This is a genomic window from Methylocystis sp. Sn-Cys (assembly GCF_016745395.1).
Lineage (GTDB): Bacteria > Pseudomonadota > Alphaproteobacteria > Rhizobiales > Beijerinckiaceae > Methylocystis > Methylocystis iwaonis.
Map to the genome: position 1 here is coordinate 139,512 of NZ_JAERVJ010000009.1, position 22,683 is coordinate 162,194.

Below are 22,683 nucleotides of genomic sequence, written 5' to 3' on the forward strand. Positions count from 1 at the left end.
TTGGTTCTTATTATAAAACAGGCCCGCGGGAACCCCGCGGGCCTCAACTTGTTGCCGAACTTCCGAGGCGGCTTCGTCCTTCGAGACGCGAGCGTCGGGAACGACAGGAGCGCCGGGGTTCAGTCCTTGCTCAGCATATCAAAATGCCGGCTGATCCCCGCCTGGATGAGATTCCCGTCGAATGTCGTGCGCGTATTCGTTGCGACGGCATAGAAGCCGTTGGGCTGAACGGCGACGCCGCGGGCGTAGACTGATCCGAGGTCGTAACGAAGATACTCTGCCTTCGCCGACCAATTCGGCATGAACATCCATTCGACGCCGCCGCCCGCCGTCCAGCCGATGCGCGAATCGTCGAACGTCGCCGTGGCGTTGGTGATATTCGCGCCCGCCGCGCGCCGCGTGAACAGCGCCGTATTCGAGGTCACGCCGCCATAGGCCATGCCGCCCGTGCCGTAGAGCTGAACGGTGGGAGTCACCAGATAGCCGAGCCGGCCGCGGATCGTGCCGAGATAATTGAGCGTCGCGGTACGTTGGTCGTAATTGATGAAGGCGTTCGCCCCGACGGGAACCAGGTTCGCCTGCCACTTCGTCGCCGTATTGCCGGAGACACCGTGAAGATCGGCCTCCAGGCCCGCCACGACATTATTGTCGAATCTCCAGTTCGTGCCGAGATGGAGGCCGCCGATGAAACCGGCAAGATTGCTGGAGCCGGCGGGCATCGTCGACGCAAGCGCCACGGGCGTGCTCGCGGCCGCATTGCTGATGGGATAGACGGCGCCGTTCCAGAACGGGCTCGACCAAGCCCCGCCCCCGTTCAGACCGACATAGACGTCGCGCCAGCTCGGCGCTTTCGCTTCCGTAGCATTCAGCTTGACGCCGTCCCAGAACTGCGACACCGGATCCTTCGTAATCGGCTGGCCGTCGCCAAAGGCGTTCACGCTCGCTTCGAGATAGAAGAAGTCGGTCGGCTTGGCCGTCAGCCCGTTCGTCGTTCCCGTCTGACCGGGGAAGGACTGCGGATAATAAGGCTGCAGCGCCACCGCCTGCGCGAAGCTCGACGTAAAGGAGCCCGGCCAGAATCGGGCGTAGCTCGCCGTCAGATTGATAAATTGGGAAAGCTTGTAGCGGGCGCGGATGTCGAACTCCGTGCCGACGAAAGTCCCTCTATTGCCAAGCGGGGCAGAGAGATTGGCGCGGTCCCACGCCCCGGCGGCGCTTGCCAGCCAATAGGCGCTGAAGGCCGTGTCGATCTGCAGGTTTTTCGCTGGCGTGAACTCGAGGCGCGCCTTCGGCGCCTTCATATTGTTCCACGCCATATAGTCGTTTCGAGAGAAGGGCTGATTGAAGCCGTAGAAGATGTCGAAATTCTGGCTGGCGCTGTCGTAAGGGCTCTTGTCGCCGGAGCCATATGTGTAAACCAGGCTGACGCGCGGCTTCCAGGGGTGATCGGCGAAAGTATAGCCCGCCTCGATGCCATAAGCGATGGAGTCGAGCTGCACGGTCCTTTGCACGGCAGTCGTATTCGCGCCGATCGCCGCGAACTCGCCGGTGTAGCCGAGCTGCTTGTTGATGTCGAAGTCATAGTCGAAATTGCCGAGCACGCCATAAATGCGCACGCCCGGCGCATAGGTCTCGCGCGCGACCTTGAGCGAATTCGATGTGTTGAAGGGGTCGGCGAATTGCTTTCGGCCAATGAAGTAAGGCTGCACCGTCGCATATTCGGACCAACGGCGGATGCTGAGCACGCTGCCGTAAATCCAGTTCTGCCAGTCGGGCCGGTCGAACTGATAGGGGTAACGCACCACCGGCCGCATCAGGAAGCTGTCGAGATCCCAGTCGTTGTCCTTCTTGCCAATCTTGACGCGAAACCCTTCAAAATTATTCGTCGTGTTGCGGAATTCATTTTCCGCGATCAGACGACGGTCGAGCAGCTCGAAATGGAAGCGGCCGGCGCGCGCCATCAAGGGTCGATCGTTGCCGCGATCGTCCTTACCAAAGGCGTCTTTGAAGTAGAGTTCGCCATAGGCGGAGATCAGATCGGTCTCGTTTATCTCCTGGCCCTGGTACTGATAGATGCTGTTGAATGCGCGCGAATCCTGGAACTCGACCACAGCGCGGAACGGGTCGAGAATGTTCTGGATGCCGAGATAGACGCGCGTGCGCGACAGCCAGAGCGAATTCGGGAACATTTTGCGCTGCGACGACGGCGGGTTCTGCGACGTGTTGGTCCACGGCCGGTAGTCGTTCTGGCGATATTCGAATCGCGCGCGTGAATCGAGGCCGACGTTCAGCCAGTCGATTCCCTCGAACTCCTTATAGGTCTTGCCGAGGTTGCGCACATAGGGCGGGATGTCCGGCTGCGGCTCCAGACGATAGGCGCGCGTAGGCACATAATAGCTTTTCGGTCCTTGGGGCTTGGCTTCGGCCGGCTGACCAGCAACGGGCTTCAACGGCTTGTTCGACCCGGAAGCCTTCTTTTTTGTCTCTTGCGCTTTCGTCTCGACCGCATTGGCGGCGGCCTTTTCTTCGGCAAGAGCCCAAGCGGGCGCGATCGCCACAAGCGCCGCGACCGCGACCCCGAGCTTCAACTGCCGCTGCAAATTTAGCATCCCCACCCCTCGTCCTTTAATTGTCCCCTGCCCGCGCCGCATCGTCGCTAGCATTTCCGATTCCAATTCAAACCCAGCCAGCCCTACCTGTCTATGGAATTAATAGACTATATAATCTTTTACGCTAAACCGTTGCCGTAATGCCACACTGCGCCCGCGCCCGTGGCGACCAAATGCTCGCATGAAAGCGCTCCAGCTTTCTGAATCTGCGCGCTTTCTCATCGCTCGCATGATTCCATGCGAGCGGAAAGCGCGCTAGGCTAGCGGTCGTTCCGCGACAAGGCAAAATACGGGTAGATTGGGCTTTTGGCTCGCGCTCGCCCGGCGAGAGCGCCGCTATTGCTATTTCTGCAACACAAAGAAGAGTCGCGGGTAACGCAGAAGCACTTTGCCGTTGGGTTGCCTCGGATAGGCTTGCGCGAGACGATCGCGATAGCGCGAGAGAAAGTCCGCGCACTCTTCCGCATTCAATAAATCGAGGAACGGACGCAACCCGGAACCTTCAAACCAATCGACGACGCCCTGGTGACCATCGAGCGGATGGATATAGACCGTTTGCCAAATGTCGATATGCTGGCAAAAAGGCGCGAAAAGATCGTAATATTCGTCGGCCTGTCCGATGACCGTGAATGATTTCGCGACAGGCACCAGCCGATTGGCCCAAGGACCGTCCGCCGCCACCATGCGCATGGCGGCGTGAGAGAACTCATGGGTGTTGTCTGGCATTTGCACTGCGAGGCGCCCACCCGGCCGCAGCGAATCGAGCAACGCCTGCATCAGCTTTCGATGATCGGGAAGAAAATGCAGCGCGGCGTTGGCGAATATGACGTCGGCATGTTCGGGCGGCGCCCAATCGGCAATGTCTTCCTTGATGAAGCGCGCGCCTGGCACGCGCTCGCGGGCGACAGCGAGCATATTGTCGGACTTGTCGACGCCCACGACCTCCGCGCCCATAAAGCTGCGCGTCAGCAATTCCGTGCTGTTGCCCGGGCCGCAGCCGAGATCATAAACGAGCCGCGTTTCGCAAAATGGGATGCGCGCCAGCAAATCGCGCGCGGCGCGCGTGCGCTCTTGCTCGAACTTCAGATAGAGATCCGAGTTCCAGTCGCCCGTCGCGGCGCGCGTCAAAGGGGAATCGTCGACCGAGACGGCGGTCAAATGCCCTCCCCCGCCTGCACGTAATCGACTTCTTTCTGGCTCGCTGGGAAAATCCGGGCTTTGGCGAGAGACAGCGGCACACGATCGCCGAGCGCCGCCGCCCGATCGAGCGGCGAGTCGATTTCGAGCGTCTGGTCGTAGCCGTCGATCGCAATGGTCGCGCGCACGCCGGCCGGCGTGCGGCGCAGGCTTTCCACGCGCCCTTCCAGCTCGCCCGCGCCATCCGCCGCGACAGCAATATCCGCCGGACGGAAGAACACGCGCGCGGGGCCGCTGCGCAGACCATGCGTGTCGATGTGAAGCTTGCGATCGCCGAAGACCACATGGCCTGCGTCGACGTTGACAGGAAGCGCCACCGCCTCGCCGACGAAGGAGATCACGAAAGGCGACGCCGGTTGGTCGTAAAGCTCCGCAGGCGTGCCGATCTGTTCAATGCGCCCCTCGTTCAACACGACGACGCGATCGGCAAGCTCCATGGCTTCGTCCTGATCGTGCGTAACGAAAACGGTGGTGAGGCCCGTCTCCTTGTGCACCTCACGCAGCCAGCGACGCAGATCCTTGCGCACACGCGCGTCGAGCGCGCCGAAGGGTTCGTCGAGCAGCAGCACGCGCGGCTCGATGGCGAGCGCGCGGGCGAGCGCGACGCGCTGGCGCTGGCCGCCCGAGAGCTGCGCCGGATAACGATCGCCGAGCCCCTCGAGCTGCACGAATTTCAAAAGTTCCGCGGCGCGCGCCGCAATATCGCCGCGCGACGGCCGCGCGCGTCGCGGACGCACCTTGAGGCCATAGGCGATGTTATCGGCCACGGTCATGTGCTTGAAGAGCGCATAATTTTGAAACACGAAACCGACGCGCCGATCCTGCACGGGAAGATTGGTAGCGTCCTCGCCGTCGAAATAGACATGGCCGCGATCGGGCGCGTTCAGCCCCGCGATCACGCGAAGAAGCGTCGTCTTGCCCGAACCCGAGGGACCAAGCAGCGCGACAAGCTCTCCCGGTTGAATGTCGAGGCTCACGTCGCGTAGCGCGGCGAAAGCGCCGAAGTCTTGCGCGACATTTTCGACGCGGATCGAAAAACCCTGCTTCCGCATGTCAGTGCCGCCTTCCGCGCGCTGCGAGAGCGTCGGCGTGCCGCCATTCGAGGAAGGTTTTGATGCCGAGCGTGACGAGCGCCAGGCCTGCAAGGAGAACCGCGAGCGCGAAAGCGGCGACGTTGTTGTACTCATTGTAGAGAATCTCCACCTGAAGCGGAATTGTGTTGGTCGAGCCGCGAATGTGGCCCGAGACGACGGAGACGGCGCCGAATTCGCCCATTGCGCGGGCGTTGCACAGAAGCACGCCGTAGAGCAGGCCCCATTTGATATTGGGCAGCGTCACAGTGAGGAAGGTGGTGAAGCCCGAAGCGCCGAGGGTGAGCGCCGCTTCTTCTTCCACAGTTCCCTGTTCCTGCATCAACGGAATGAGCTCGCGCGCGACGAAGGGGAAGGTGACGAAGATCGTCGCGAGCACAATGCCCGGCACAGCAAAGACCACTTGCCACCCATGCGCCGAAAGCCAATGGCCGAAGAGACCCTGCGCGCCGAACACCAGCACATAGACGAGACCTGAAACGACCGGCGACACGGAGAAGGGCAAATCGATCAGCGTGACCAAAAGGCTCTTACCGGGGAAAGAGAATTTCGCGATCGACCAGGCCGCCGCAAGACCGAAGATGAGATTGGCGGGCACGGCGATGGCTGCGACGATCAAAGTGAGCTTCACCGCCGCGATGGCGTCCGGCTCGCTGAACGTCTCCAGAAAGGTCGGCAAACCCTTGGCCATGGCCTCGGAAAAAACCACGGCCAGCGGCGCGAAGAGAAAGATCAGCAGAAAGACGAAGGTCGTCGCGATCAGCAGATGGCGCGTGGCGGGCGCATCCTGCGTGACGGGACGCACTTTCGCGCCCGTGCGGGTGCGTGGGAGAGATGCGACGGCGGTCTCAGACATGACCGAACCTCTTGCGGCTCCAGGCCTGGATCAAATTGATGACGAGCAGCGCGATGAAGGAAATGGCGAGCATGATGGTCGCAATGCCCGTGGCGCCGGCGTAGTCATATTGCTCCAGCTTCACGACGATCAGCAGCGGCGCAATCTCCGACACATAAGCAATGTTGCCAGAGATGAAGATCACCGAGCCATATTCGCCGACGCCGCGTGCGAAGGCGAGCGCGAAGCCGGTCAGCAGCGCGGGCACGAGCGGCGGCAAAAGCACGCGCACGACCGTTTGCAGGCGTGAGGCGCCAAGCGTGCCGGAGGCTTCTTCGAGCTCGACTTCGAGCTCCGAAATGATCGGCTGCACGGTGCGCACGACAAAAGGCAGGCCGATGAAGACGAGCGCGACGAGAATGCCCCAGCGCGTGAAGGCGATCTTCACGTCAATATCCGCGAGCGGCGCGCCGAACCAGCCGTTGGGCGCGTAAAGCGCGGCGAGCGAAATGCCCGCGACGGCCGTGGGCAAAGCGAAAGGCAAGTCGACGAAGGCGTCGAGCAGGCGCCGGCCGGGGAAATCGTAGCGCGTCAGCGTCCAGGCGACGATCAGGCCGAAGATGAGATCGATGATCGCCGCCAAAAAGGCGATCGAAAAGGTTGTCTGCAGAGACGCCGCCACGCGCGGCTCGATGGCAATATGATAAAGGCCGGAAAATCCGAGCCCCGACGAACGCCACACCAGCGTCGCCAGGGGAAACAGCACGACAAGCCCCAGATAGAGCAGCGTGTAGCCAAAGGTGAGGCCGAAGCCGGGGATGACGCTCGGCGCTTTGAAGCGCCGAGCGTTGCGTCCTGCGAAGGTCGGGGAGGTCACTTCGCAGGCTCTTGTTTCTGGATGTCGTCGAACACGCCGCCGTCGGCGAAGAACTTCTTCTGCGCAGCGGCCCAGCCGCCGAAGGTCTTATCGACCGTGAAGAATTCGATCTTGGGCAGTCTTTTCAGATCTTCCTTCGCCGCGGCTTCCGGATGCGCGGGGCGATAGAAATTCTTCGCGATGATCGCCTGCGCTTGCGGCGTGTAGAGGAAATTGACATAGGCCTCGGCGACTTTCTTGTTGCCCTTGGCCTCCGCATTGCCGTCGACCACCGCGACGGGCGGCTCGGCCAGCACCGAGAGCTTCGGCGCAATAATCTCGAATTTATCGGCGCCGAATTCCTGCAGCGCCAGGAAAGCCTCGTTCTCCCAAGCGATCAGCACGTCGCCCAATCCGCGCTGGGCAAAGGTGATGGTGGAGCCGCGTGCGCCCGTATCGAGCACAGGGGCGTTCTTGTAGATGGCCTTGACCAAGTCCTTGGTCTTGGCCTCGTCGCCCTTGAATTTATCCAATCCATAGCCCCAGGCGCCGAGGAAGTTCCAGCGCGCCCCGCCGGAGGTCTTGGGATTGGGCGTGATGACCGCGACGCCGGGCTTGGCGAGATCGCTCCAATCCTTGATCCCCTTCGGATTGCCCTTGCGGACCAGGAAAACGATCGTCGAGGTGTAGGGCGAGGCGTTGTTCGGAAGGCGCTTTTGCCAATCGGCGGGGATCTTCCCCGTCTTCGTCGCAATGGCGTCGATGTCGGCGGCGAGCGCCAATGTCACGACGTCGGCGTTGAGGCCGTCGATCACCGCGCGGGCCTGCGCGCCGGAGCCGGCATGCGAGGCTTGCAGCTCGATCGTCTCGCCGGTCTTGGCCTTCCAGTCCGCGGCGAAGGCCGGGTTGATCTGCTTATAGAGCTCGCGCGTCGGATCGTAGGAGACGTTCAGCAGCGCCTGCCCCGCCTGGGCGGACATGCCGCCGAATACGCCAAAAGCCCCAGCCAACGCCAACATGCGAAGAAGCGCGTCGACCTTCCCCCACCCCTTATGCATCTTTCTACTCCATCTATTAGACCTAGAAAGTCTATAGTCGGAATAGACTATTTGGCAAGGGGGTTTTTCGCCCCGTTGAGGTTTCAGAATTATCCACAGTCTAATCGATGAATTTGACCACATCCGAAAGGGTGATCGCGACGACGCCGTCGGCGGCCACCTGGCCGCGGGCGTATTTCTCGCTGGCCACGGCCTCCAGCGCCGCACGGTCGGCGTCGAGCTGGCCTCTCAGCTCGTCGTCGTCGGGAAGCGCGGAATCGCCCTCCAGAGCGTCGTCCGAAATGAACACCCGCACAGTCTGCTGGGCGCCCCGAATGCGCATCGAAAAGGAGAAGCCATTGTCCTCCCGCACGATTTCTGAATCGATATGCTCAAGCGGCATCAGCCCGCGCCTCTCGCTCCGTTTCGAAAGAAATGCGCAAGACGCCGTTCGGTTCCCGTTTATCAGGCGTCCATCGCGCAGCGATCCGAGACGCCCTCGGCATCGGGCTTGAGCCCGATCCACCGGTTCACGGCGGCGGGATCGAAGCCCGACTCGCAGTGGTCGCCGACCCGCATGAGCGGCCGGCGGATGAGGCCGGGGTCGAGGATCAACATCACCAGCGCCTCCTGCGGATTCACGGCGTCGGGATTCACCTCTCCCGATTTCACGCGCGGGGAAGCGGCGTTGAACCACTCGCGCACAGGCTTGGCCCCGAAATAGGGACGCAGGCTCGACGCGCTCCAGGGCTCGTGGAGAAGGTCGCGGACGTCCACCTGATGGCCCGAGGCGAGCAGCAGCGCTTTTTGTTTCGCATTGCTGGCGCAGCCGGGCTTTTCATAGAAAATGACATTCGCCATTGGCAGCCTCTCTACGAGACGGCGATATACATTTTGCCTATCGCACCACATATTATAGCGCGTAATGCCGCGATGCGGCGCCCGAATGACATGCAAGCGCCCAGGCGCCACGCTCTAATTTCGCGCAGTCTGCCCAACTCTTGAGAAATCAACGCGCGAGCGCCCAGGTGACGGAGACGCGCTCGGTGACGCGCTGCAAACCCGGCCGCAGGGGCGCCGAAAAGGCGTCGCGCGCCATCGCGACGCGGGCCTCCGACATCGGCCTCGGCGCGGCTTCGTCGAACGGGCGAATCTCCACGACGCGCCCGAGCCGCAGGCCCGCGGCTTCGGCGTAAACCCGCGCGCGCCGCTCGGCGTCCTTCACCGCTGCGGCCCGTAAAGCGTCGCGTTTCGCGGTCAGATCCGAATTGTCGTAATCGACGCCGTCGACGCTGTTGGCGCCCTTGTCGATCACCGCGCCGATGACGTCTCCGGCTTTCTCGGCGGGCTTCACGAAGACCGCCAGACTATTGCTCGCCCGATAGGCTTGAACGGTTTTCGCCTTGCCCTTGGCGTCCCGATCCTCGGTGGAAATCGGGGACAAAAACACGCCCTGCGTCTGCACGTCGGCCTTGGCGACGCCCATCGTCTCGAGCTGCGAAAGGATGGCCTCGATCGCTTTGGCGTTGTCGGAAGACGCCGCCGCCGCTGTCGGACGCTCGGTTATGACGCCGAAATGCAAGACGGCCCGGTCCGGGGCGATCTCCTCCGACGCCTCGCCGACGACAGAGACATTGGGCGTCGTGTCCTTGAGGGATTCTGCCCGGGCGAAGCCGCAAAAGATCATTGTCGCTGCGAGGATGAAACGAATCATGGCATATCCCTGCGCCAAAGTGCAGCCGCAAAAGCGCCCGCTTGCGGCTTTAGCCGAGTTCAACCATACAGGAACCGAGCGTGGTCGTCCCGCGCGCCGCGAACAGGCCTCATGCCCCTTCTTTACCATTACCCGCTTTGCCCGCATTCACGCTTCGTCCGGCTCACCCTCGCGGAATATGGCGTCGCCGTTGAGTTGATCGAGGAACGCGCCACAGACCGCCGCCCGGAATTCCTCTCGCTCGATCCCGCCGGTCGGACGCCCGTCTTCATCGACGACGACGGGACAATCGTGCCAAGCGCCGTGATCGCCGAATATCTGGACGAGACCTACGGCGCCCAGCAGGGACCGCAACGCCTTCTGCCGCCGGAAAAGCTCGCGCGGATCGAGACGCGCCGGCTCGTCGACTGGTTCAATGTGAAGTTCTTCGAGGAAGTGACGAGCTGGCTGGTCACTGAGAAGGTCTACAAGCGCTTTTCGCCGCAGGGCGGCGCGCCGGACATGGACCTCGTGCGCATCGCGCGCGCCAATGTCCGTCATCACATGCGCTATATCGGCTATCTGACCGGCGCGCGGAATTGGATCGCGGGCGATCGCCTCACTTACGCAGATTTCGCCGCCGCCGCGCATCTCTCTTGCGTCGACTATCTCGGCGACGCCCCCTGGGAGGAGGACGAGGCGGCCAAACATTGGTATCAGCGCATCAAGTCGCGGCCGGCCTTCCGCCCGCTGCTCGCCGATCGCGCGCCGGGCATGACGCCGGGCCCCTATTACGCCGAGCTGGATTTTTAAGCCTGCCCGGACCGCGCGCCTTCCGGCGCGCATTTTTCTGAAGCGAGCCTGAAGGCTCGCGGTCCGATGCTATATGTGCGGCCGTATGACAACCGAGAGCGCGATCCGCGCCCACGCCCTCAGCCTCGGATTCGACGCCTGCCGCTTCACCACTGCAGAGGCTGATCCCCTATTGGCCGAACGCCTGTGTGCATGGATTGAATCCGGCGCGCATGGCGACATGGGTTGGATGGCGGAGACCGCCGACCGCCGCGTCTCCCCAAAGGCATTGTGGCCCGAGGCGAAGAGCGTCGTCATGCTGGGCCTCAATTACGGACCCTCGATCGATCCCCTCGCCGCGCTCGCCAACCGCGAGGCCGGCGCGATCTCGGTTTATGCGCGCCATCGCGATTATCACGACATCGTCAAAGGGCGTCTGAAACAGCTCGCCGCCTTCATGCTCAAGCGCGCCGGCGGCGGCGATGTGAAGGTTTTCGTCGACACCGCCCCGGTCATGGAGAAGCCGCTCGCGCAACAGGCGGGGCTCGGCTGGCAGGGCAAGCACACCAACCTCGTCGCCCGCGATTTCGGCTCCTGGCTCTTTCTCGGGGCAATCTTCACCGATCTGGCGCTTACGCCCGACGCGCCCGAGCGCGACCATTGCGGCTCCTGCCGCAACTGCCTCGACGCCTGCCCGACAGGCGCCTTCACCGGGCCCTATCAGCTCGACGCGCGCCGCTGCGTCTCCTACCTCACGATCGAACATAAGGGTCCGATCCCGCACGCGCTCCGGGACGCCATCGGCAATCGGATTTATGGCTGCGACGATTGCCTCGCCGTCTGCCCCTGGAACAAATTCGCCCGGGACGCGCGCGAGGCGAAGCTCGCCGCCCGGCCGGAGTTGGAAAGCCCCGCCCTCGCCGAGCTCGCGCAGCTCGACGACGCCGGTTTTCGCGCCCTCTTTTCCGGCTCGCCGATCAAGCGGATCGGCCGGGCGCGCTTCATCCGCAATGTTCTCATCGCCATCGGCAACAGCGGCGCGGCCTCGCTCGCGAATCAAGCCGAGCGGCTCCTCACAGACCCCGATTCGCTCGTGCGCGGCGCCGCGGTCTGGGCTCTCGCCAAGCTCGCGCCACAACGTCTCGTTGCATTGCGGCAGCTTTACGCCTCCGAGCGCGATGAGAGCGTTCGCAACGAATGGGCAAAAGTGACACACTTTAGAAAAAAATAGTCTCAAGGATCAATTTCGTGCGCTGCAGCACACTTGCCGATCAGCATTTCGATCTAATCTGAAGAAGATAAAGACCCGATCGAGCCAGCCGGCGCGCCAATGACCAGTTTCTCACGCGGACCTGCAGACGACCCATCCGAGGAGGCCGCGCGCCTTCTGCTCAGGATCGGCGTGTTCATGCTCTTCGTGATCTCGCTGCTCGCGCCGATCCTCGCACGGCAGACGGTCTATATCCTGCTGCCGGTCGGCGCGGCGCTGCTCCTCGCCTCCGCCCTGCTCTCCAGCAACAATTATTCTGGAAGCTCGCTGAAGGCGCTTCTGGCCTCGCCGCCGGTCTGGGCGGCGCTGCTTCTCGCCTTTTGGGCCGGCGTGTCGCTTGTCTGGACGCCCTTCGAGGGACCGGCCGAACGCTTTGGCAAGGCGGCGGCGACCATGGCGCTCGTTGCGGCCGCGGCGAGCTTCATGCCGCTGCGCACCAAGACCTCCAACCTCAATCTGCTGCCGATAGGCGTCGCCGCCTCCGCCGTCGCGCTCGTCGCCATCACTTTGCTGACCGCGCCGAAATACTCGGTGGAGGACATTCTCGACGTGAGCCCGCTCGGGCGCGCCGGTCTCGGCCTCGCTCTGCTTGTCTGGCCGGCGATGGGCGCCCTGGCGGTGCGCGGTCGCTGGGTCATGGCCGGCGGCTTGGGGCTCGCCACCCTCCTCGCCTGCTTCCTCGCAGGCGCGCCGAACGCGCTGCCGGCCCTCATCGGCGGCGGGATCGTCTTCGGATTCGCTTTCGGGCGAGCGCGGGCCGGATCGCGCGTGCTGGCTGGCTTCATGGCGGCGGTCGTGCTGGTCGCGCCTTTGGCGGCGCTTGCGACGCAAGTTATTTGGCCGGAACATTCGCCCGAATTCTTCAAGCACCTCGCCTTCTGGGGCCGGATGATCGCCAGCGACGGGCTGCGCACGCTGCTCGGCCATGGCTTCGGCGCGGCGACCTGGGGCGTGCTTGGCGGCTATCTGCCGCCGACCACCCCGCGCAGCCTGATCTTCCAAATCTGGTTCGATCTCGGGGCTCTGGGCGCGGCCGCGCTTGCGCTGGCCCTTGCCCGGGCGAGCCTCGTCGTCGGCCAGGCGCGCACGGCCCTCGCGCCCTTTCTGCTCGGGGGTGTAGCGGCCGGCTTCGTCATCTGCCTGCTGGGTCCGGCCGCCGAGCAGCTCTGGTGGCTGACGCTCGCGGGGCTCGACGCCATCGCCTTCGCTCTGGTAATGCGCGGTCAATTCCGCAAGCGCCGCCCGGTCCTGCCGATCGGCCTTGGCGCGCGCCCGGCTGACGACGCCGTCTGACGAAAGAGTTTTTCCTTGGCTGAATATCCGTCGCTGACCTCCGCGGTCGAGCCGCTCGCGCTCGGCGAATCCGTCGTCGCAGGGGCCTGGCTCGGCGATACGCCCGCCTTCGCGCTGGCCGACGGCAATGTTTTTCTCGGCGACGCCGAGGACAGCCGCCGGGTCGCCGCGCATCCCGACGCCGCCATACTCGTGGCGTCGAGCGACGGCCGGCGCCTCGTCACCGGCGGCGACGACGGCCGCGTGGTCGCGATCGACGCCACTGGCGCGCTCGAAACCATCGCCGACGAGAACGGCAAATGGATCGACGCGCTCGCCCTGCATGAAGGCGCAATCGCATGGTCGGCCGGCCGCAACGCCCGCGCCCGCTCGGCCAAGGGAGAAGTGAAGTCGATTGATCTGCCCTCGACCTGCCGTGGCCTCGCCTTCTTCCCCAAGGGCTACCGCCTCGCCGCCGCCCATTACAATGGCGCGACGTTGTGGTTCCCCAACGCCGGCAAGCCCGAGGTTCTCTCCTGGAGCGGCTCGCATCTCGATACGACGATCTCGCCCGACGGGCGCTTCCTCGTCACCTCCATGCAGGAGAACACGCTGCACGGCTGGCGCATCGCCGACGCCAAACATATGCGCATGGCGGGCTATCCCGGCAAAACCCGCAGCTTCTCCTGGTCCTTCGACGGAAAATGGCTCGCGACCTCGGGCGCCGACGCCTGCATCCTCTGGCCCTTCTCGGGCAAGGACGGACCGATGGGCCAAAGCCCGCGCGAGTGCGGCGTGCGCACGAATGTGCCTGTGACCCGCGTCGCCTTCCATCCCGGCGCGCTGGTCGTCGCGATCGGCTACGAGGACGGGATGGCGCTGCTGGCGCGCGTGACCGACGGTTCGGAGATCCTCGTGCGGCGCCCAGCGCAAGAGGCCAAGAACGCCCGCATCAGCGCGCTGGCCTGGGACGCCAAAGGCGCGCGCCTGCTGTTCGGGGCGGAAAACGGCGACGCGGGCCTGCTGACGCTGCCGAAGCAGTAACGGCGCCGCTTCCTTTATCGGATAGCAGGCCGCCAGATCACCAAACCTGCCGTTTCTGAGGGCCAGGCCACAACGGCCGCCTTCTTGCGCAAGGCGCGCGCGCTTTCGGTTTGCGGGTCGCTGAAATAGGCCGCGACCGCTTCCATGACGCCCGTCTCGCAGGGAATGTCGCGCCACAGAACGTCGACGCGCCGGCCAGTGTATTTGGGCGGGTCCAGCGGGCTGCGCCCGAATCTCGACGGACCGAAATCCGCCGTGAAGGGCTTGCGATTCCACAGCCGCGCGCCGGGGCGCGGGCGGAAGAACGCCCACATGTCGAAGTCTTGCACCCCGTCGCTCGCCGCGGGGGCGAGGAAGTGATCGGCGGCGCCCTGGCAGAGGCAGATCGCGAGAAGATGGCCGTCGTAGAGCGCGCGTTTGGCGGGATGCGCGATGAACGCCCTTTCGATCCGCTCGCGCGCAATATCCGCCAGCCGGCGCAGGTCCGCGATGTCGATCGTCTCGAAAGAGCGGGCGTTGCGCGGCGCCTTGCTCATGCGGTTTGCCCCTCTCAGCCCTCCATCGCGGAACGCCCCCGCTCCCTTCGGGTTTAAGTGTTACCCCGATGAACCGGCGCCAAAGAGCCACCCCGCCAAAGAGCCACGTCCATGACCAACAAAGCCGAAAGCGATCCTCACCAGCATATCCGCCAGATGGCCGCCTATCTCCAGGAGACGATCAACCGCCTGCACGAGGACATCGAGAAGGTCGATGAGCCGCAGCTCAAGGCCATGTTCGAAACCTCCGCCGAAGTGTTGAGCGGGCTCAAAAAGGCCTATAGCGACTACGAAGAGAAGAAGGAGCCCGCCTGGCCCGGCGGGCGCGAATTACATAGCTGAGACGCGAAAGGAGCAAGCGGGATTTGAACAAAACGCGCAAGCTCCTCTCGATCGCCGGCTCGGACCCCTCGGGCGGCGCCGGCATACAGGCGGATTTGAAAACCTTTTCCGCCTTCGGCTGCTACGGCATGGCGGCGATCACCGCGCTCACCGCGCAAAATACGCGGGGCGTGGTCGCCGCCTTCCCGGTCGCGCCCGATATCGTCGCGGCGCAGATCGCCGCGGTGATGGCCGACATCCGGCCAGACGCCATCAAGATCGGCATGGTCGCGACGCCTGAGATCGCAGCGGCGATCGCCGGGGCGCTTGGAGACGCGCCGCCGAATGTCGTGCTCGACCCCGTGCTGATCCCGACGCAAGGCGCGAGCCTCGCCGCCGCGGGGCTGGAGCGCGCGCTGATGACGACGCTGCTGCCGCTCGCGCGGCTTGTGACGCCCAACATCTTCGAGGCCTCGGCTCTTTCCGAGACGCCGCTTGCCCGCACGACCGACCAAATGGTCGCGCAAGGCCGCATGCTGGTCGAAGCCGGCGCCAAGGCCGTGCTGGTGAAGGGCGGCGATCTCTCGGGCGAGCCGGTCGATGTGCTTGTCGCGGATGGGGAGGCCCGGCTCTTCCATGGCCGCCGCATCGCGACCCGGCACACCCATGGCACCGGCTGCGCGCTCTCCTCCGCCATCGCCGCCGGCCTCGCCAAGGGCGAACCGCTCATCGACGCCATTGCGGCGGCGAAGGTGTGGCTCGAGGGGGCGCTGGAAGCGGCGGACGGGCTGGAACTGGGCGAGGGGCGTGGGCCGCCGAACCATTTCTATGGGATGTGGCGCTGATACGCCCCCTCCCCGACCCTCCCCCGCTGGCGCGGGAGAGGGGGAAGAATTGTGGCCTTCATCAGCAAAGCTGATCGTGAGCGTCCCCTCTCCCGCTTGCGGGGGAGGGACAGGGAGGGGGTCTCAGCCCCCCAGCGCCGCCTTCACCGCAGCGCTCGCCTTCGCGAAATCCATACGGCCGGTGTATTTCGCCTTTAGCGCAGCGACAACCTTGCCCATATCCTTGATAGACGTCGCCCCCGCCTCGGCGATCGCCGCCTTCACCGCCTCGGCGACTTCCTCTTGCGAGAGCTGCTGCGGGAGATAGCTGGAGATCACCGCGATCTCGCTTTTCTCCTTGTCGGCGAGATCGGCGCGGCCGGCCTTTTCGTAGATGTCGAGCGACTCCTGCCGGCTCTTGATCATCTTCTGAAGGAGCGCGAGCACATCGTCCTCGGACAGGGTCTTGCCCGCGCCGCGCGCCTCGATGTCCTTGTCCTTCAGCGCCGCATTGATGAGCCGCAGCGCGTCGACCTTGGCGCTGTCGCGGGCCTTCATGGCGTCCTTGAGGTCCTGGTTGATCTTCTCGCGCATGGGAGACTTTCTTGGGGGTTTCCATTTCGGGGGCGGATGGATTACATCCACCTCAAGTGAATTTCTCGCGTCATGGCCGGGCTCGTCCCGGCCATCCACGCCCCGGGCTGCAAAGCCCGCGGGGCAAAGCGATGCACATGAGCAAGCATCCAGACGGATGCCCGCGTCAAGCGCGGGCATGACGCGCGGTGAAGCGGCTGTCATAACGGCTCGCCCCACCCGAGCGCAACGGACGGAAGATGACCCTCGATCAAGACAATGGCTGGACGAAGCCGGTGCATACCGGCGTGCTGGTGCTCGCGAGCGGCGAAGTGATCGAGGGCTTTGGCCTCGGCGCCGTCGGCGAGGCCGTGGGCGAAGTCTGCTTCAACACGGCGATGACCGGCTATGAGGAAATCCTCACTGACCCCTCCTACGCCGCGCAGATCGTCACCTTCACCTTCCCGCATATTGGCAATGTCGGCGCCAATGGTGAGGACATCGAGACGGTCGACCTCGCCCGCAGCGCCGGCGCCGTCGGCGCGATCTTCGGCCAGCCGGTGACCGACCCTTCCAATTTCCGCTCCGAGACGTCGCTGACCGACTGGCTGGCGAAGCGCGGCATTGTGGCGCTCTATGGCGTCGACACGCGCGCGCTCACGGCGCTCATTCGCGAGCGCGGCATGCCCAACGCCGTCATCGCTTATGCGCCGGACGGCAAGTTCGACATTGAAGCGCTCAAGGCCAAGGCCGCCGCCTGGCCCGGCATCGACGGGATGGATCTCGTGCCCAGCGTCGGCGCCAAGGAGCGCTACGACTGGAAGGAAACCCCCTGGCGCCTCGGCGCCGGCTATGGCGCGCGCGACGGCGCGGCGAAGTTTCGCGTCGTCGCCATCGACTATGGCGTGAAGCGCAACATCCTGCGCCTGCTGGCCGAGGAAGGCTGCGAGGTGATCGTCGCGCCGGCGACGGCGACGAGCGTTGAAATCCTGGCGCTGAAGCCCGATGGCGTCTTCCTCTCCAACGGCCCGGGCGACCCGGCCGAGACGGGCAAATACGCGACGCCCGTGATCCGCGATCTGCTCGCCAAGAGAGTGCCGGTCTTCGGCATTTGCCTGGGCCATCAGATGATGGCGCTGGCCGTCGGCGCGAAAACGCAAAAGATGCCGCAGGGCCATCATGGGGCGAACCATCCGGTGAAGGACTTCACCACCGGCAAGGTTGAGATCGTCTCGATGAACCACGGCTTCGCCGTCGACCGCGACAGCCTGCCAGCGAACGCCGTCGAGACGCATCGCTCGCTGTTCGACGGCTCAAACTGCGGCATTGCGCTCACCGACCGCCCGGCCTTTTCGGTGCAGCACCACCCAGAGGCCTCGCCCGGCCCGCAGGACAGCCATTATCTCTTCAAGCGCTTCGTCGAGATGATGGAAAAGGCGAAGGCGGCCTAAGGCCGCCTTCGTTTATTGACGAACCTCCGAGGCGGCCTCGTCCTTCGAGACGCGAGCTTCGCTCGCTCCTCAGGATGAGGCCTAAGTGTTTGGCGCAGATGCTAAAGCCCCTCATGCTGAGGAGCTTGCGCAGCAGGCGTCTCGAAGCACGAGGGGCGTCGCCGCCACTTTTCAGGCGCCTTTCTGGACCGCGAGCCTTCAGGCTCGCTGAATGGACAGCGCGCCCGAAGGCGCGCGGTCCAGCTTGCGTCAGTTGCCGAAGCGATAGCTGACGCCCGCGGTGATGGCGCCCGAGCCGGCCTGATGCGCCGTCTTCAACCCCCAAGCGACAGGCGTCGTCTCGCGCGGCGTTCCAAGGCCGGTGACGCGATATTCGATCCGCCCGCTCCAGCGGTCGGAAAGCGCATATTCAACGCCGACTCCGACCGTGGGCGACCCCAGCAGAGAATTCTTATTTGCCCTCAGGCCGAAAACCGATCTGTACTCGTGGCGCACGTCGGCGACATTGAGGCCGCCCGTCGCATAGACCAGCAGCCGATCGAAGGCGACGACGCCGACGCGCCCGCGGAGCGAGCCGGAAACGCCGAGCACATTGCGCACCGAGTATTGCCCGAGCGGATCGTAGACATCATTGACCGCCCGCGCGCCCGTCACATCGGCGACGAGACCGCCGACAAAGGAGCCGAAGCGCCAATCGTAACCGACATGCGCGCCGCCCTGGAAGCTCCCGCCATGCCCGGTCTTGCTCGTGAACAGCAAAGCGTTGTTTACGGCCAAATAATCGCGCGAACGATCGGCAAAGCCGAGGAAGCCCCCCTGCACGCCGGCGTAAAGCCCCTGGAACAAGAGCGCCGGGGGCGGCGGAGGCGGAACGAGCGGCGGGGCCGCTTTGCGATATGGCAGATCGGCGGCGGCGGCCGCACTGGCGGCGCCGAGCGCCAGAATAGCGGGAATCAAGCGTTTCATTGAGAGATCTCCAGTTTGAAGACAAAGAGGCTGTGTCCGCCGGAGCGAGGGCTCCGGCGTTGGGGAAGGCGATTGTCCTTTCGGTTGGCTCAGCGCGTCGTCATCGCGGGGGCGCGCGGATTGGCTTTCGCGTCGTCATCGGGAAGCGCGTTGGGCGTGCTTGTCGCAGAGCGGCGCGCCTTCTTCGAATTTGCGCAGATCCTCGGGCGTCTTGAGCAGAGCGCGCACATCGTAATTTTCGAGAAGCGGCAGCCAGCCGATCTCGTCGTCGGGGTGAATAAAGACGTCGATGGGAATGGCGCCGTCGGGCACATTTGCCTTGCGACAGGCGAGCCCGCGGTCGACTTTGACGCCGTTATGACCGTGGCGCCCCTCGGCCTTCAACTTGCGCGCTTCCGCCTGCAACGCCTGCGCCGCCGCGAGGTCGCGCGGCGCGATCTCATACACGTCGAGCGGGCCGGTCTTCTGCGAGAGATTGGCGATCTCTTCCGCGTCTTTGGCATAGGCGGCGCGATGCAGGTGAATCTCGACATTGCGCTCGCCGTCCTTTTCGCCCTCGGACGCGAGCGTCGTCACGAGAACCGTCTTGTCCGGCGTCGGAGCCGCCCATTCCGGCGTTCGCAAAGCGAAGCGCAACTTCGTCAGATCGGCCGTCCCCATATCGAAAGCGCGGAGCTTCCATTGGGTGGCGATGGGGACGTCCCAGCTACACCCCGAGAGCAAAGCGGCGGAAAAGGCGATGAAAATCAAACCTGTGAGTCGCATGATAACAATCATCCTCCACGATCATTTTTTAATGTATTGCATTAAATTTTTTATGCGTCAATATTGGCGCGCAGAGAAAGCTTGCCCGCGTGGCGGCGGGCATGCTCTTTCGCCGCGTCGCGAGTTTTCGGCGCGTCACTTTGTCCGATGCGAGATCCGCTTTATCGGCTCGGCGTCATTCGCCACGCGTCATGGATTTCAAAAATCGGCCCGCCGCGCCGCGGCCATGGAGAAAAAACAATGACCGATACGATCGCCCTTATTTCGCCGGCCAATCCGCGGCTCTCGACCTTGCGCGCCAAGATCGGCTGGCTTTGCCAGACCATCCGGCTGCTCGCCATGAGCTACGCGCTGCTCCTGCTATGGGTTTTTTGCGACGCATGGGCGACGCGCGCGCCCTATGAAACAAGAGCGATGGAACTCTTCAAACTCGACGTTTCCGCTGCGTCTGCAACGCAATGGAACGCCGTGCTGGCGATGAGCCTTGCATTGTGGCTATGCGTCGCCGCCCTCACCTTCTCCATCTGGCGGCTTTTTTCGATCTATCTTGCGGGGGAAGTGTTCTCTCTTGAAGCCGCCGTTTGGCTGCGACGGATCGGGATTGCGGGACTGGTGGCGATCGTCGCCGATTTCGTCGAGCGCTCGGCCGTCATCTATACGCTGGCGATGCATCTGCCGGCGTCGGCGAAGACCAAACATATCTTCATCGGATCGGAGGACATCGTCCACATCATCCTGGTCCTGATGCTTCTCGCCCTCGCCCATATCCAGAAAACCGCGGCCGACATCGCCGACGAAAATGCGCAGATCGTCTGATGGCCATCATCGTCAATCTCGACGTCATGCTCGCCAAGCGTAAGATGCGCTCGCGCGATCTCGCGCAGTTGATCGGCATCGCCGAGCAGAATGTGAGCCTGCTGAAATCGGGCAAGGTGAAGGGCGTGCGCTTCGATACGCTGGAGAAAATCTGCGAGGCGCTTGCGTGCCAACCGGGAGACATACTCGAATATCGCCCGGACGAGCCTCCGAAGGATTGACGCCGCCTCCGTCATTGCGAGGAGCGCAGCGACGAAGCAATCCAGAGCCACATCACGGCCCTGGATTGCTTCGCTGCGCTCGCAATGACGGCGAGGTTTGCCCTGGATTTTTCTCGTCAGCCTTTTCAAAAAAGGCGCGGACTACCCGCCCGGACGAAGCCCCAAAAGGATTGATGCCGCTTTCCGCTCCCGCCGTCATTGCGAGGAGCAAAGCGACGAAGCAATCCAGAGCCACACGGCGGCCCTGGATTGCTTCGCTTCGCTCGCAATGACGGCAGTATGCAAGGCCGCGGCCTCCCCCGCCGCCGCTTAGGCCTCCCGATAAAACACCAGCATCAGCCCGGCGAGAATAAAGCCGATCGGCCACACAAAGCCCGCCATCCGCTTCGCTCCGCCGTCGAGCCGTAACTCCAGCCAGCGCGACCATCCGGCCGCGACGCCGACGAGCGCCAGCGGCGTATGGGTAATCTCGATCAGCGTCTCTTCCTTGAGATTGGCGAGCGCGTGGGAATGGGTGAGGAGAAAAGCCGCCGCCGTCGCCGTGCTGACCGGGAAGACATAAGGAGCCCACCAGGCCTTGATACGGCCTTGCCGCACCTGCCATTCGAACAGGCCGAAGATCACAATCAGCAGCGTCAGCAGGCGGTGCTGGGCGATTTCGGGATCGCGCAGGCTCTCGATGAGCCCGAGGCGCCCCAGCGGCCAGACCATCTCGTCCGCGCGCAGGAACAAAAAGCAAGCGAGGCCCAGGAAAACGAGCGGCCAATGCCGCATGACCGGCGCGAGACGGCGGCTCACGCGCTCCAGAAGCGCCATCACGCCCATGGCGATAACGAAAAGCCCCGCCCAATGGTGATTATATTCCGACCAGGCGATATCGGCCGGCGAGCGCGGCGGCTGGGCGCCGGGCGGCAGGTTTTTCAAGGCTTCTGGCGGCAGAGCGGCCGACAGCGCTTCGAAGTCTGGACTGTCCAGCCGCACCGGCAGGCGCGGCTCCAAGCGATCGACGACTTCGGCGAAACTCGCCCGATCGTTCGGCAAATCGCGCGCCGGCGGCAGCGAGGCGAGCGAAGCGGCGCAGAACAGCACGGTGAGGCCGACGCCGATCTCCGTCTCGGCGAATCGCCGCGTGCGCAGCAGCGGGCCGGCCGGCTCCTGTTTCAGCTTGCGCACGGCCAGGAAGTTCAATCCGCCGAGGAGAAGCAGACCCAAAAGCAGCACGATCTTGGCGCTGAGCATGACTCCGTAGGACGTGCCATACATGGCGGGCGCCGCGCCCACATAAAACACCGCCATCAGCGCGCCGCCCGCGAGCAGCGCCGCCACCGCGCCGACGGACATGGCCGAAAAGCGCGCCGCGACGCGCGCGCGGGCCGTCGGGTCGGCGACACCGGTCAGCGCCATCAGAAAATAGGGAATGCCGCCGATCCAGACCGCCGCGCCGGCCATGTGCAGGAATTCGGCGCAAGCGAGGACCGCCGCCCCCTCGAACTGGCTCGCGGCGTGTGTCGACCCCGCCTGGACCCCGATCAGCAGCGCCGCGAGCACGGGCGCCGACTGACGAAGCGCGACGCCGCCGCGCTGCGCGCGCCGGGCGGAGACGGCGACGACAGCGGCGATGACGCCCGCAACGAGATCGACAGCGACGGCGCGCGCGCCGGCGGCCTCTTGCGCGGGAATCTCGAGCGTGCCGACCAACATGACAGTGAGCGAGGCGGCGGCGAGCCATTCGGCGGCGGCGAGCCCGCTGGCTGAGACGAAGATCAGCCGCAACGCCCGCCGCTCCAGCGCCGCGCCCGCGCCCGCGAGCCTCGGGGCCAGCGGCCAGACGAGCAGCATCAGAAAGGCAAGCCCGCCGACCGCGACCGACTGCGCGGCCAGAATGACGCCGCGCAGCACGACGCTCAGAAAGCCATAGATCTCGATGAAGAGCTGCATGTCAGCGGCTCACGGCGAAGGGAATGTCGCCTTGCGTGATGTGCCCGTCGAGGCTCAACGCCTGCCAATGCAGGCGATAGGCGCCCGGCTCGAGTCCCGTCGCCTTGGCGTTCAGCGTGTCGGCGGACGCCGCATCGAGAATGGGGAGCGCGACAGCCTCGCCGCCGATCTTGAAAAGCTTCATATGCGAGCGCGCGGCGTCGATCCGGCTATTGAAGCGGATCTCGATCGCAAGCTCCTCGCTTCGGACCGTCTCGTCGGCGCGCGGCGTCGAGGCGAGCACAATGGCGTGGGCCAGGGCCGTCTCGCTCGCGCCGAGCATGAAAGCCAGGGCGCATATTAATCCAAGACATCTCATGAGAATCGACCCGTGCGAAACCGCGCCCGGATGGGCTCAAGCCTTGCCGATTATCCTATTCCGCGAGACCTTAGCAATGGCTGATGGATGGGGTCAGGGCTCCGAATTCGGGTTAACGCGCAGACGTGTTCCAACGTCATGGCCGCGCTTGTCGCGGCCATCCACGCCGCGCCGACGCGGAAAGCTGAGAATATAAGCGGAATCGACTCCGCTTGTTC

At 64.2% G+C, this 22,683-nt stretch carries 25 protein-coding genes; 10 read left to right on the forward strand and 15 right to left on the reverse strand.

The features are described from left to right. Positions 1–119 precede the first annotated feature (119 nt). From JJT62_RS16420 to JJT62_RS16460, 9 genes are all read right to left on the reverse strand, one after another. Positions 120–2,609, reverse strand: a complete 2,490-nt coding sequence (locus JJT62_RS16420; RefSeq protein ID WP_202073861.1) for an alginate export family protein — start codon at positions 2,607–2,609, stop codon at positions 120–122. Positions 2,610–2,951: 342 nt separating this feature from the next. Then, on the reverse strand, positions 2,952–3,767 hold the full coding sequence (tam, locus tag JJT62_RS16425; protein ID WP_246744949.1) for a trans-aconitate 2-methyltransferase: 816 nt from the start codon (positions 3,765–3,767) through the stop codon (positions 2,952–2,954). Further along, positions 3,764–4,858 carry a sulfate/molybdate ABC transporter ATP-binding protein gene (locus tag JJT62_RS16430; RefSeq protein ID WP_202073862.1) on the reverse strand — a complete coding sequence of 365 codons (1,095 nt, stop codon included), beginning with the start codon at positions 4,856–4,858 and terminating at the stop codon, positions 3,764–3,766. Before JJT62_RS16430 ends, tam begins: the two co-directional genes overlap by 4 nt. Position 4,859: 1 nt before the next feature. Beyond that, entirely contained in the window at positions 4,860–5,753 is an 894-nt protein-coding gene (gene cysW / locus JJT62_RS16435; protein WP_202073863.1) for a sulfate ABC transporter permease subunit CysW, read from the reverse strand. Then, the gene (gene cysT, locus JJT62_RS16440) at positions 5,746–6,609 is read right to left on the reverse strand and encodes a sulfate ABC transporter permease subunit CysT (protein ID WP_202073864.1); all 864 of its coding nucleotides are present in this window, start codon (positions 6,607–6,609) and stop codon (positions 5,746–5,748) included. Before cysT ends, cysW begins: the two co-directional genes overlap by 8 nt. Continuing rightward, the gene (locus JJT62_RS16445; RefSeq protein ID WP_246744963.1) at positions 6,606–7,568 is read right to left on the reverse strand and encodes a sulfate ABC transporter substrate-binding protein; all 963 of its coding nucleotides are present in this window, start codon (positions 7,566–7,568) and stop codon (positions 6,606–6,608) included. Before JJT62_RS16445 ends, cysT begins: the two co-directional genes overlap by 4 nt. Before the next feature lie 178 nt (positions 7,569–7,746). Beyond that, positions 7,747–8,028: a hypothetical protein gene (locus tag JJT62_RS16450; RefSeq protein WP_202073865.1), complete on the reverse strand. Its 282-nt coding sequence runs from the start codon at positions 8,026–8,028 to the stop codon at positions 7,747–7,749. A gap of 62 nt (positions 8,029–8,090) precedes the next feature. Next, on the reverse strand, positions 8,091–8,486 hold the full coding sequence (locus tag JJT62_RS16455) for an ArsC/Spx/MgsR family protein (RefSeq protein WP_202073866.1): 396 nt from the start codon (positions 8,484–8,486) through the stop codon (positions 8,091–8,093). Between the two features lie 148 nt (positions 8,487–8,634). Further along, the gene (locus JJT62_RS16460) at positions 8,635–9,339 is read right to left on the reverse strand and encodes an SIMPL domain-containing protein (RefSeq protein ID WP_202073867.1); all 705 of its coding nucleotides are present in this window, start codon (positions 9,337–9,339) and stop codon (positions 8,635–8,637) included. A 111-nt stretch (positions 9,340–9,450) separates the two neighbouring features. Here JJT62_RS16460 and JJT62_RS16465 point away from each other — a divergent pair, with 111 nt between their 5' ends. The 4 genes from JJT62_RS16465 (at position 9,451) to JJT62_RS16480 (ending at position 13,696) form a co-directional block, all read left to right on the forward strand. After that, positions 9,451–10,131, forward strand: a complete 681-nt coding sequence (locus JJT62_RS16465) for a glutathione S-transferase family protein (RefSeq protein WP_202073868.1) — start codon at positions 9,451–9,453, stop codon at positions 10,129–10,131. Positions 10,132–10,216: 85 nt separating this feature from the next. Beyond that, positions 10,217–11,341, forward strand: a complete 1,125-nt coding sequence (queG, locus tag JJT62_RS16470) for a tRNA epoxyqueuosine(34) reductase QueG (protein WP_202073869.1) — start codon at positions 10,217–10,219, stop codon at positions 11,339–11,341. A 99-nt stretch (positions 11,342–11,440) separates the two neighbouring features. Continuing rightward, positions 11,441–12,673: a hypothetical protein gene (locus tag JJT62_RS16475; protein WP_202073870.1), complete on the forward strand. Its 1,233-nt coding sequence runs from the start codon at positions 11,441–11,443 to the stop codon at positions 12,671–12,673. A 15-nt stretch (positions 12,674–12,688) separates the two neighbouring features. After that, positions 12,689–13,696 (forward strand): WD40 repeat domain-containing protein, encoded by a 1,008-nt coding sequence (locus JJT62_RS16480; protein WP_202073871.1) that lies wholly within the window; start codon positions 12,689–12,691, stop codon positions 13,694–13,696. A 14-nt stretch (positions 13,697–13,710) separates the two neighbouring features. Here JJT62_RS16480 and JJT62_RS16485 read toward each other — a convergent pair whose 3' ends face one another. Beyond that, positions 13,711–14,232: a hypothetical protein gene (locus JJT62_RS16485; protein WP_202073872.1), complete on the reverse strand. Its 522-nt coding sequence runs from the start codon at positions 14,230–14,232 to the stop codon at positions 13,711–13,713. 111 nt (positions 14,233–14,343) lie between these two features. Here JJT62_RS16485 and JJT62_RS16490 point away from each other — a divergent pair, with 111 nt between their 5' ends. Both JJT62_RS16490 and thiD read left to right on the forward strand, forming a co-directional pair. Continuing rightward, positions 14,344–14,574, forward strand: coding sequence for a hypothetical protein (locus JJT62_RS16490; RefSeq protein WP_202073873.1), 231 nt, complete (start codon positions 14,344–14,346; stop codon positions 14,572–14,574). 23 nt (positions 14,575–14,597) lie between these two features. Next, entirely contained in the window at positions 14,598–15,398 is an 801-nt protein-coding gene (thiD, locus tag JJT62_RS16495) for a bifunctional hydroxymethylpyrimidine kinase/phosphomethylpyrimidine kinase (RefSeq protein WP_202073874.1), read from the forward strand. A 123-nt stretch (positions 15,399–15,521) separates the two neighbouring features. On the opposite strand, the gene JJT62_RS16500 is transcribed toward thiD, so the two are convergent. Then, positions 15,522–15,971, reverse strand: a complete 450-nt coding sequence (locus JJT62_RS16500) for a GatB/YqeY domain-containing protein (protein WP_202073875.1) — start codon at positions 15,969–15,971, stop codon at positions 15,522–15,524. Positions 15,972–16,210: 239 nt separating this feature from the next. On the opposite strand from JJT62_RS16500, the gene carA reads away from it, so the two are divergent. Continuing rightward, the gene (gene carA, locus JJT62_RS16505; RefSeq protein ID WP_202073876.1) at positions 16,211–17,401 is read left to right on the forward strand and encodes a glutamine-hydrolyzing carbamoyl-phosphate synthase small subunit; all 1,191 of its coding nucleotides are present in this window, start codon (positions 16,211–16,213) and stop codon (positions 17,399–17,401) included. Between the two features lie 249 nt (positions 17,402–17,650). Here carA and JJT62_RS16510 read toward each other — a convergent pair whose 3' ends face one another. Beyond that, positions 17,651–18,367: an outer membrane protein gene (locus JJT62_RS16510; RefSeq protein ID WP_202073877.1), complete on the reverse strand. Its 717-nt coding sequence runs from the start codon at positions 18,365–18,367 to the stop codon at positions 17,651–17,653. Between the two features lie 135 nt (positions 18,368–18,502). After that, positions 18,503–19,132: a hypothetical protein gene (locus JJT62_RS16515; protein WP_202073878.1), complete on the reverse strand. Its 630-nt coding sequence runs from the start codon at positions 19,130–19,132 to the stop codon at positions 18,503–18,505. Between JJT62_RS16515 and JJT62_RS16520 the strand changes: the two genes are divergently transcribed. From JJT62_RS16520 to JJT62_RS16530, 3 genes are read left to right on the forward strand one after another with little or no spacing between them, the layout of a single operon-like run. After that, positions 19,107–19,376, forward strand: a complete 270-nt coding sequence (locus JJT62_RS16520) for a hypothetical protein (protein ID WP_202073879.1) — start codon at positions 19,107–19,109, stop codon at positions 19,374–19,376. The genes JJT62_RS16515 and JJT62_RS16520 overlap by 26 nt on opposite strands. Continuing rightward, on the forward strand, positions 19,373–19,948 hold the full coding sequence (locus tag JJT62_RS16525) for a DUF2975 domain-containing protein (RefSeq protein WP_202073880.1): 576 nt from the start codon (positions 19,373–19,375) through the stop codon (positions 19,946–19,948). Before JJT62_RS16520 ends, JJT62_RS16525 begins: the two co-directional genes overlap by 4 nt. Continuing rightward, positions 19,948–20,169 carry a helix-turn-helix transcriptional regulator gene (locus tag JJT62_RS16530; protein WP_202073881.1) on the forward strand — a complete coding sequence of 74 codons (222 nt, stop codon included), beginning with the start codon at positions 19,948–19,950 and terminating at the stop codon, positions 20,167–20,169. The genes JJT62_RS16525 and JJT62_RS16530 overlap by 1 nt, the downstream gene beginning before the upstream one ends. 309 nt (positions 20,170–20,478) lie before the next feature. Here JJT62_RS16530 and JJT62_RS16535 read toward each other — a convergent pair whose 3' ends face one another. Both JJT62_RS16535 and JJT62_RS16540 read right to left on the reverse strand, forming a co-directional pair. Continuing rightward, positions 20,479–22,107, reverse strand: a complete 1,629-nt coding sequence (locus tag JJT62_RS16535) for a copper resistance D family protein (RefSeq protein WP_202073882.1) — start codon at positions 22,105–22,107, stop codon at positions 20,479–20,481. 1 nt (position 22,108) lies between these two features. Beyond that, the gene (locus tag JJT62_RS16540) at positions 22,109–22,429 is read right to left on the reverse strand and encodes a copper resistance CopC family protein (RefSeq protein ID WP_246744950.1); all 321 of its coding nucleotides are present in this window, start codon (positions 22,427–22,429) and stop codon (positions 22,109–22,111) included. Positions 22,430–22,683 lie beyond the last annotated feature (254 nt).

Bases quoted from the DNA above. Each gene is read 5' to 3' on its own strand.
- JJT62_RS16420 (WP_202073861.1), bottom strand. From the start codon at position 2,609: ATGCTAAATTTGCAGCGGCAGTTGAAGCTCGGGGTCGCGGTCGCGGCG.
- JJT62_RS16430 (WP_202073862.1), bottom strand. From the start codon at position 4,858: ATGCGGAAGCAGGGTTTTTCGATCCGCGTCGAAAATGTCGCGCAAGAC.
- cysW (WP_202073863.1), bottom strand. From the start codon at position 5,753: ATGTCTGAGACCGCCGTCGCATCTCTCCCACGCACCCGCACGGGCGCG.
- JJT62_RS16445 (WP_246744963.1), bottom strand. From the start codon at position 7,568: ATGTCCGCCCAGGCGGGGCAGGCGCTGCTGAACGTCTCCTACGATCCG.
- JJT62_RS16450 (WP_202073865.1), bottom strand. From the start codon at position 8,028: ATGCCGCTTGAGCATATCGATTCAGAAATCGTGCGGGAGGACAATGGC.
- JJT62_RS16455 (WP_202073866.1), bottom strand. From the start codon at position 8,486: ATGGCGAATGTCATTTTCTATGAAAAGCCCGGCTGCGCCAGCAATGCG.
- JJT62_RS16460 (WP_202073867.1), bottom strand. From the start codon at position 9,339: ATGATTCGTTTCATCCTCGCAGCGACAATGATCTTTTGCGGCTTCGCC.
- JJT62_RS16465 (WP_202073868.1), top strand. From the start codon at position 9,451: ATGCCCCTTCTTTACCATTACCCGCTTTGCCCGCATTCACGCTTCGTC.
- queG (WP_202073869.1), top strand. From the start codon at position 10,217: ATGACAACCGAGAGCGCGATCCGCGCCCACGCCCTCAGCCTCGGATTC.
- JJT62_RS16475 (WP_202073870.1), top strand. From the start codon at position 11,441: ATGACCAGTTTCTCACGCGGACCTGCAGACGACCCATCCGAGGAGGCC.
- JJT62_RS16485 (WP_202073872.1), bottom strand. From the start codon at position 14,232: ATGAGCAAGGCGCCGCGCAACGCCCGCTCTTTCGAGACGATCGACATC.
- JJT62_RS16490 (WP_202073873.1), top strand. From the start codon at position 14,344: ATGACCAACAAAGCCGAAAGCGATCCTCACCAGCATATCCGCCAGATG.
- JJT62_RS16500 (WP_202073875.1), bottom strand. From the start codon at position 15,971: ATGCGCGAGAAGATCAACCAGGACCTCAAGGACGCCATGAAGGCCCGC.
- carA (WP_202073876.1), top strand. From the start codon at position 16,211: ATGACCCTCGATCAAGACAATGGCTGGACGAAGCCGGTGCATACCGGC.
- JJT62_RS16510 (WP_202073877.1), bottom strand. From the start codon at position 18,367: ATGAAACGCTTGATTCCCGCTATTCTGGCGCTCGGCGCCGCCAGTGCG.
- JJT62_RS16520 (WP_202073879.1), top strand. From the start codon at position 19,107: ATGAAAATCAAACCTGTGAGTCGCATGATAACAATCATCCTCCACGAT.
- JJT62_RS16515 (WP_202073878.1), bottom strand. From the start codon at position 19,132: ATGCGACTCACAGGTTTGATTTTCATCGCCTTTTCCGCCGCTTTGCTC.
- JJT62_RS16525 (WP_202073880.1), top strand. From the start codon at position 19,373: ATGACCGATACGATCGCCCTTATTTCGCCGGCCAATCCGCGGCTCTCG.
- JJT62_RS16530 (WP_202073881.1), top strand. From the start codon at position 19,948: ATGGCCATCATCGTCAATCTCGACGTCATGCTCGCCAAGCGTAAGATG.
- JJT62_RS16535 (WP_202073882.1), bottom strand. From the start codon at position 22,107: ATGCAGCTCTTCATCGAGATCTATGGCTTTCTGAGCGTCGTGCTGCGC.
- JJT62_RS16540 (WP_246744950.1), bottom strand. From the start codon at position 22,429: ATGCTCGGCGCGAGCGAGACGGCCCTGGCCCACGCCATTGTGCTCGCC.